General features: G+C 68.6%; 7 protein-coding genes and 1 pseudogene. 1 reads left to right on the top strand and 7 read right to left on the bottom strand.

Annotated features, from left to right (window positions below; translation table 11 throughout):
- The 5 genes from sphsw_RS06280 to sphsw_RS06260 all read right to left on the bottom strand — a co-directional run.
- Positions 1 to 304 (bottom strand): hypothetical protein (locus tag sphsw_RS06280; protein WP_152555415.1); only part of this gene is annotated, 304 nt, incomplete at its 3' end.
- A 232-nt stretch (positions 305 to 536) separates the two neighbouring features.
- A complete protein-coding gene (locus tag sphsw_RS06275; RefSeq protein WP_031394478.1) occupies positions 537 to 1,202 on the bottom strand; it encodes an outer membrane protein in 666 nt (221 codons plus the stop codon).
- Between the two features lie 265 nt (positions 1,203 to 1,467).
- Complete coding sequence (locus sphsw_RS06270; RefSeq protein WP_052380857.1) at positions 1,468 to 2,088, bottom strand: hypothetical protein; 621 nt, start codon at positions 2,086 to 2,088, stop codon at positions 1,468 to 1,470.
- A 74-nt stretch (positions 2,089 to 2,162) separates the two neighbouring features.
- Complete coding sequence (locus tag sphsw_RS06265) at positions 2,163 to 2,504, bottom strand: hypothetical protein (RefSeq protein WP_031439852.1); 342 nt, start codon at positions 2,502 to 2,504, stop codon at positions 2,163 to 2,165.
- Between the two features lie 72 nt (positions 2,505 to 2,576).
- Positions 2,577 to 3,836 carry a multidrug effflux MFS transporter gene (locus tag sphsw_RS06260; RefSeq protein WP_031439851.1) on the bottom strand — a complete coding sequence of 420 codons (1,260 nt, stop codon included), beginning with the start codon at positions 3,834 to 3,836 and terminating at the stop codon, positions 2,577 to 2,579.
- Between the two features lie 141 nt (positions 3,837 to 3,977).
- Between sphsw_RS06260 and sphsw_RS06255 the strand changes: the two genes are divergently transcribed.
- Positions 3,978 to 4,934, top strand: coding sequence for an isopenicillin N synthase family dioxygenase (locus sphsw_RS06255; RefSeq protein ID WP_031439850.1), 957 nt, complete (start codon positions 3,978 to 3,980; stop codon positions 4,932 to 4,934).
- A 146-nt stretch (positions 4,935 to 5,080) separates the two neighbouring features.
- On the opposite strand, the gene sphsw_RS06250 is transcribed toward sphsw_RS06255, so the two are convergent.
- Together sphsw_RS06250 and sphsw_RS06245 are read right to left on the bottom strand one after the other, a co-directional pair.
- Entirely contained in the window at positions 5,081 to 6,313 is a 1,233-nt protein-coding gene (locus sphsw_RS06250; RefSeq protein WP_031439849.1) for a M20 metallopeptidase family protein, read from the bottom strand.
- A 573-nt stretch (positions 6,314 to 6,886) separates the two neighbouring features.
- Positions 6,887 to 7,124 (bottom strand): annotated as a pseudogene (locus sphsw_RS06245) (ATP-binding protein); the annotation flags it as partial.

Genomic DNA, 7,124 nt, shown 5'->3' with positions numbered 1-7,124 from the left:
CCGCGCTGCCGAGGCCCGTAGCGGACGGCGCGACGTCGGTGGCGGTGTCGCGCAGCCGCCCCCAGCCGCCCGGCACGTGGAGCTGCCCCGCGGGCCAGGTCACGCCGAACCCGGTCGGCCATTCGACCTTCAGACCCGGCGGGACGAGCGGCGACCAGTCGATCTTGCGCAAAGTCGGCACCATCAGCCCGATCAGCACACCGTAGAACACCAGGCGGAGCTGTAGCGCGAGACCCGGACCGCTCCGACGACGAGCGCCACCCGTCCCGCGATTGCCGCTCAGCAACCGCATAAAATCAAACACATACTCCATCGCCTTTCGCGCCTACGCGGCCACGAGTCGATGTCACTCGCCCGTCGACTCACATGCGGCGAAGCGAGTCGGAAATGCGCCAGAACGCATCGGGAACATCAGGAGGACGTCATGGCACCGCCCGACGCCTCTCCACGCGGCCCGGCCGATCCGCGCCGGACACAAAAAAGGGCGGGGTGCGATCGCTCGCACCCCGCCCGATTTCACGTACCTAAGCCAAGGCTCAGAAGTGCGTGACGATACCCAGCATCGGGCGGAAGCTCTGCGCGTCGCCGAAGGTGTTGACCTCGGCGCGGATGCGGAAGCCCGCGTTGCCGGTGATGCCCTTCAGGCCGATGCTCTGCGGACCGACTTCGGCGCCGATGCCGTAGGTGATCGCGCTATAGTCGCGGTTCGTGTTGGGAACCGTGTTCGACAGGCCCGAGAAATGGTCGAAGTTGACCCACTGGTAGCCGACCTTGCCGTAGATCAGGCCGCTGTCGCCAGCGCGGAAACCGAAACGGCCTGCTGCGCCATACTGCCAGTCGATGTTGCCATCGATGCCCTTGATCACGTTACCTTCTGCGCCGACGAAGACCGGGCCCAGCGGAACGTTGACGCCCAGGACGCCCTGAACGAGCGAACCCGAGGGCTTGTAGCCGCGACGCAGCGTGCCGTTGGCGTTCAGCGCCTGCGGGATGCCGTGGCCGGCTTCGTTGTCGAACTGCTCCCAACCGCCCATGACGCCGAAATACGGCTCGATCCCGAAGGCCTTCGAGCCGTCCGGTGCAGCGGCTTCGCCGGGCGCTGCGCTGTTGTCGGTGGGGGCAGGAGCCGACATGTCCTGCGCGAACGCCGGAGCGGCGAGGGCGGCTGCTGCGATGGCGACTGCGATGGAAAGCTTACGCATATTCGAATGACCTTCTTGTTTCGTTCTGGGTCCCGCCGCCCCGGACAACCCGTGGCGCGTGACACTCAGGCCCTCCAAACAGGTCGATGACGAAAATGTTGCACCGCCGTTCGTCGATTTCGGGAACAATCGCCGGCTGTGGCAAGATGGCAACGGTTTCTGACGGTCCGATGAACGAACAGGGGCGAAACCGCGGCCATCATGGCGGCTTCGTGGCTTTTCCCGGGCGTCGGCAAGACGCTACGGATACCCGGGTTTCAGCGGCTTAACGGCGTCTGGGCGCGCTGGTGACGGGCGCGCGCGGCGGCGGGATCACCGGGTCGACCGACGTGGATTCGATCCGCCAGAGATGCGCCTCGGCGCTCGCGGTCTCGATCCCGTCATTGACGCGGTGCAGCAGAACCATCCCGTCATCGGCAAAGCGCGTACCGTCGCGGAGCGTCCCCGACACCCGCACGGGAACCGAGATGTGCAACTGGCCCGCCCCGGCATCGACGCTGCCCGGCGCGGCGATGCTCGCGTCATAACGGGCATAGCGCGCGAAGCGGTTCGCAAACCCCGCCCGGTCGAGCGTCGAGGATTCGCCATCGCGACACCAGAGCGCGCGCGCCCCGACAAAGTCATGCGCCGCGATCCGCTGGTAATAGCGCCGGACCACCGCCGCCGCCGCCTCGGGCAGGGTCTCGGGCGCCGCCGCCGCGATCTTGGTGGTGCCGACGGGATGCCGGCCGGGGCGGCTGTCCGCCGCATAGCGCGCGATGTTCTGTTGCGCGCGCGCCGCCGCCGCGGTCACGTCGAGCTGCTGCTGCTTTGGGTCCGAGCAGCCGCCCAGGCCGCATCCCAGAAGGATCGGCATCACGCCGCCGGTTGCGATCACGATACGCACGCGCGCCTCCTACATCGAAGCGGAGACGCGCGTGTGGGAATCGCTGCCGCACGCGCGTCGGGGGATCGCAGGGATCAGGGCTTCAGCGCGACGTCGTCGGCATCGTCCAGCTCGTCATCGTCGATGCTGCCATCGTCGAGCTCGTCCTGGACATCGTCCTCGTCCATATCGTCCTCGTCCATCGTCACGGTCGAATCGGTCTGGCCGACCGCTTCCGAATCCATGTCGATGTCGTCGATCGGCTCGTCCTCGTCGTCGTCCGTGCCCAGATCGGGGCTCAGATCGGTGACGATCGCGCCGTCGACCGGGCCGCTGCGCGTCGCCTCGAGGATCTCGGCGCGCTGGCTCTCGTCATAGCCGTCCTCGTCATACCCGTCGTCGCCCGTGCCCATGCCGGGAACCTGATGTCCGCCCATGCTATCGCTCCTGCTCAGGCCGCGTCGTGCGGTCTCGCGTCAAGGAACGGCGGGCACGCGTGCCCGGTTCCGTCACTCCGCCGGTTTGACGACGATCGCAGGCCGGAACAGGCGGCCCCGTTCCGTCAGCGCGACGACTGCCAGCGCCGCGAGCCCCGCGAGCAGGAAGCCGAGCACCAGCGGCACCGTCGTCCGGTCGAACGCCTGGCCGATCACCGCGCCGATCACCGCGCCCGCGGTGACGCTGACGAACCCCTGCACGCTCGACGCGGTGCCAGCGATCCGCCCCATATTCTCCATCGCCATCGCCGAGAAATTCGACGTCGCCAGCCCGAAACAGCCAAGCGTCAGCGCCTGGAACACCGCAAAGCTGGTGAGCGATTCCCAGTTCGCCTCGATCGCGCCCAGATGCACCAGCGACACCAGGATCAGCCCCGACAGCGCGCAGTGGCTGATCAGCCGCGTGCCGAGCTTCATCACGATCCGCGAATTCATCAGATTGGCCGCCGCCATCGTCACCGAGGTGACCGCGAAGATCAGCGCGAGCAGGTCGGGCTTGGCGAACACGTCCGCCATGATCTGCTGGATCGAGTTGAGATAACCGTACAGCGACCCCATCAGCGCGGTCGCCGCCAGCGTATAGCCGAGCGACAGCCGGTCGCTGAGCGTCTGCCGCCAGTCCGACAGGATCCGCGCCGGCGTGATCGGCAGGACGTTCTCGGGCGCCAGCGTCTCGGGCATCCGGACCCAGAACCAGGCGAGCACGACCAGCGTCAGGCCTGCGATCACCCAGAAGATCGCGCGCCAGTCGCCGAACTGCAGCACGCTCCAGCCGAAGGTCGGCGCCAGGATCGGCACGATCATGAACACCATGAACGCGATCGACATCACCCGTGCCATCGCCCGCCCGTGATAACAGTCGCGCACCAGCGCGATCGTCGCGACCCGCGCCGCGGCGATCACCGCCCCGCCTGCGACCCGCGCGATCAGCAGCAATGTGAAGCTTCCCGCCAGCGCGCAGGCGACATTGGCGAGCGCGTACAGCCCCAGCGACCAGAGCAGCACGGTGCGGCGTCCGAACCGGTCGGCGAGCGGCCCGTGGACGAGCTGCGCGACGCCGAAGCCGATGACGAACGCGGTCACGATATATTGCCGGCTGTTCTCGCTCGCGATCCCCAGCGACTCGCCGATCGCGGGCAGCGCGGGCAGCATCGAATCGATCCCCAGCGCGGTCAGCGACATGAGGGCTGCGACCAGCGCCACGAACTCGACAAAGCCGATCGGCGCGCCGCGCATCGCGGGCGCGTCGGATACTGGGGTTTCTGCGGTCATGATGCGGCGCCCTACCGCGTTATCGCTACCTACGAAACCCGCTATCCACCGCGCCACAGCCACCAGGCGAAATCCCGCCAGGCGATTGGCACCGCGCGCCCGCGTCGCTATATCGGCGCTCCCCTATCCGGACATCCTTCCATGCTCGACAGCCCCGCCGCCCAGGTTCCCACACTCAGCCTCGACGATCAGGCGCACGACCCCGATGGCTTTGCCGCCGCGCTCGGCAACTCGTTCGAACGCTTCGGTTTTGCGATCGTCGCCGATCACGGCATCCCGACCGACCTGATCGATCAGGCCTGGGCCGAGACCAAGGCACTGTTCGAGCTGCCCGAGGACGAGAAGCGCGGCTATTTCGCCCCCGGCGGCGGCGGCGCGCGCGGCTACACCCCGTTCAAGACCGAGATCGCCAAGGACGCGAAAGTCGTCGACCTCAAGGAATTCTGGCATGTCGGCCGCGAGCTCCCCGCCGGCCACCGCTACGCGGCGCAGATGTCGCCCAACGTCTGGCCGACCCGGCCCGAGGGCTTCAAGCCGGTCTTCCTCGACCTGTTCAAGGCGTTCGACACCGCGGGCGACAAATTGCTCTCCGCGATCGCGCGTCACCTGAAGCTCGCGCCCGACTGGTTCGACCCCGCGGTCAAGGACGGCAACAGCGTCCTGCGCCTGCTCCACTACCCGCCGATCCCCGCCGATGCCGAGGGCGTCCGCGCCGGCGCGCATGAGGACATCAACCTCATCACCCTGCTGCTCGGTGCGGAAGAGGCGGGCCTCGAACTGCTCGACCGCGCGAACGGCCGCTGGCTGTCGATCAAGCCGCCCGAGGGCGCGATGGTCGTCAATGTCGGCGACATGCTCCAGCGGCTGACCAACCACGTCCTGCCCTCGACCACGCACCGCGTCGTCAACCCGCCGCCTGAGCGCCGCGGCCATTCGCGCTATTCGATGCCGTTCTTCCTGCATCCCGCGCCGGATTTCCTGATTCAGACGCTGCCGGCGACGATCACCGCGGAAAACCCCAACCGCTACCCCACCCCGATCACCGCGCACGACTATCTCTACGAACGCCTGGTAGAGATCGGCCTGATCAAGAAGTAACCGGCGCTCCTGTCCCCGCAAAGGCGGGGACAGACTGGGCTCCCGCCTTCGCGGGAGAACACGGAGAGCAAGTGTCCCCCAAAGCCTGTTTCCCCGCGAAGGCGGGGACCCAGTCTGCCCTCCGCCCTTGCGGAGGGCAAAGCCCCTCAATCGAACCCGTTCGCCAGAAACCGCTCCGCCACCGCGCAATGCACCGCGATCCCGTGTGCCATCACCCGCTCGTTGATCGTCATCTTCGTATTGTGCAGCGGCGGATTGGTCCGCGGGTCGCTCCCCTCGGGCGCCGCGCCGATGAACGCCATCGCCCCCGGCAGCTTCTGGAGCACATAGGAAAAGTCCTCCGCCCCCATCATCGGCGGCATCACCTGATACGCGCCCTCGCCGCCGATCGTCGTCGCCACCGCCTTGATCAGATCGGTCGCGCGCGGATCGTTCACGGTGACGGGATAACCCTGCTCGATCGTCGGCGTCCCGACCGCACCATGCGCCGCGGCGATCCCCTCGACCATCCGCACGAACGCCGCGCGCAGCTGTTCGCGCGTCCGCTCCGACAAAGTCCGCATCGTGCCGAGCATCTCGACGCTCGACGGAATGACGTTGTGCGCGCTCCCCGCATTCAGCTTGGTGATCGACAGCACCGCCGGATCGGTCACCGCCACCTGCCGCGCGACATAGGTCTGCAGCGCGGTGACGATCTCGCATGCGATCGGCAGCGGATCGAGGCAGTCGTGCGGCATCGCCGCATGCCCGCCGCGCCCGGTGATCGTCGCGCGCAGCGTGTCGGTCGACGCCATCAGCGTCCCCGACCGGCTGACGACATGCCCCATCGGCATGTTGGGCGAGATGTGCAGCGCGAACCCCGCCTCGGGCAGCGGCGCGTCGAGCAGCCCGTCGGCGATCATGTGCCGCGCGCCGTGATGCCCTTCCTCACCCGGCTGGAACATGAACACGACCGTCCCCGGCAGATCGTCCCGCCGCGCGCACAGCGCCTTGGCCGCCCCGACCAGCATCGCGGTATGCGAATCATGCCCGCACGCATGCATCGCCCCGTCGACCTTCGACGCGAACGGCAGTCCGGTCTCCTCCTGCATCGGCAGCGCATCCATGTCGCCGCGCAGCAGCACGGTCCGCCCATTGCCCCCCGCGGTGCCACCACCCCGCCCGCCACGCAGGATCGCGACGAAGCCCGTGGTGGACGTCCCCTCGCGGATCTCCAGCGGCAGCCCCGCCAGCGCCGCCTTCACCTTGTCCGAGGTACGCGGGCAGTGCAGCCCGACCTCGGGATCCGCATGGATCGCGCGCCGCAACTCGATCGCCGCATCGAGGCTCTCCTCACCGATCGCGGCCCAGTCGGTGGTGGATTCGAAATCGAGCGACATGATCGGGTACCTTTGCAAGACGTGGTGCACCGGCCCGGCCAACGCCCGGCCCGTGCCGATGCCGCCCTATACCACAGCACCCCACCCCCTCCACCACCCCGGCAAAGACCGGGGGAGGTGCAAGTGAGATCGGACCCGCCAGCCGCCACACCCCCCACCACCCCGGCGAAGGCCGGGGCCCAGTTGGGGCACGCCAGTGATGCGGGACGGCGCTCCGTTACCGCGACCTCCCCAACTGGACCCCGGCCTCCGCCGGGGTGGTATGCGGGAGATCACACGCCCCCGCTCTCCCCTTGCGTCCCCGCGAAGGCGGGGACCCAGTCTGGGCACCCGCCTTCGCGGGTGACCATGAGGGAGGACACGCCACCCCCCCACACCCCACCACCCCGGCGAAGGCCGGGGCCCAGTTGGGGGACGCCAGTGATGCAGGACGGCGCTCCGTTACCGCAACCTCCCCAACTGGACCCCGGCCTCCGCCGGGGAGGCGGCTTCGGGAACTGGGCAGCTTGGAAGGCTGGGCGGCTTCGCATGGTGGGGCTCTTCGGGTGCGACGACCGTCCGCCCCCCACCCCATCACCCCCGAAACAACCCCCCCAGCACCCCGCGCAGCACAGTCCCGACCAGACCGCCCCCCGACGCCCCGCCGCGCGACCGCGACCGGCTCCGGCTGGTCGTCCCGAACACCTGTTTCCCGATCTCGTTCGCCACCTGCCGCCCGATCGACGAGCTCGCCGCCCGCGTCGCGGACGACGCCATCTTCGCCCAGGGCGAATCCGCCGCCTCGCGCTCGGCCGCGCGCTCAACCCGCTCC

This window comes from Sphingomonas sp. FUKUSWIS1 (assembly GCF_000733135.1).
GTDB lineage: Bacteria > Pseudomonadota > Alphaproteobacteria > Sphingomonadales > Sphingomonadaceae > Sphingomonas > Sphingomonas aerolata.
The sequence above is the reverse complement of the archived record's forward strand: the minus strand, read 5'-3'. Positions and strand labels throughout refer to the sequence as shown.